This window comes from Pleomorphomonas sp. JP5, from assembly GCF_023721815.1.
Lineage (GTDB): Bacteria > Pseudomonadota > Alphaproteobacteria > Rhizobiales > Pleomorphomonadaceae > Pleomorphomonas.
In genome coordinates this window covers 1-928 of the sequence record NZ_JAMDLI010000018.1, presented here as the reverse complement: position 1 = coordinate 928, position 928 = coordinate 1, and the positions used below count along the sequence as shown (strand labels likewise).

Sequence of the window (928 nt, the reverse complement as noted above, 5' to 3'; positions counted from 1 at the left end):
TGTCCTCTTAAGCTTCTTGGCTGATGAATTTGCTGACGGTTTCCCATGGTCTTCTTCCCATGTTTCGGTATCCGAGATGGGGCCGCTCGGTGTTGTAGTGGACGAGCCAGGCATCGAGGTCGTCCTGTAGCGCCTCGACGCTGGCGTAGAAGGTTTCGCGCATCTTCACCCGGAAGAACTCGTCGAGCACGGTGCCGTTGAAGCGCTCGACGAAGCCATTGGTTCGCGGCGTGCGGACCCTGGTCTTGCGATGCTCGATGCCGGCGAGCGCGAGGTAGAGTTCGAACGGGTGCGCGTCGGTGCCGCAGAACTCGCGGCCGTTGTCGGTGAGGATGGCGCCGACCTTGAGCCCGATGCGCTCGTAGAACGGCAGCACGTCGTTGTGCACCACAGCGACCGCCGCCTCTGGCTGCTTGGAGACATGCAGGAAGCCGAAGGCGTAGGAGCCGTAGGTGTCGACCACGGCGTGGAGATAGACCTTGCCGATGCCCTTCAGGTTGCCGACGAACAGTGTGTCCTGACACAGCAATTCGCCGGGCATGGCGCTCTCGACGTGGCGCTCGCGGAACGCTGGATTGAGCTTCTCGATGAAGGCGACCTGCTCGGCGGATAGCTCGATCGGGGTCTCGGCCTTGCGGGCCTCCAATGCCAGCCAGCGGTCGTAGCGCGTACCGAGGCCGTGGTCGTTGAAGATCTTCTGGATGGTGATCGCCGACACCCGCTTGCCCTCCAGCATCAGCATCGCCTCGATGCGATTGCAGCCATAGGCGGGGTGATCGAGCGCCAGCGCGAGGATGCGATCGCTCACCTCAACCGGCGTTGTCTGTGGGTGCGACTTGTGGATCGGAGGCAGGTCCTTCAGACCCGCGAGACCTTCGAGCTGGAACCGCCGCTTCCACTCGTAGAAGCTCGTCCGGTCCATGCCGCG

1 protein-coding gene is annotated in these 928 nt (G+C 63.0%); it reads right to left on the bottom strand.

Translation table 11 applies throughout. From position 1 onward, the window contains the following. Positions 1-7: 7 nt before the first annotated feature. The coding region (locus tag M4J40_RS17920) for an IS481 family transposase (RefSeq protein ID WP_251755791.1) at positions 8-928 on the bottom strand (921 nt) is incomplete at its 5' end.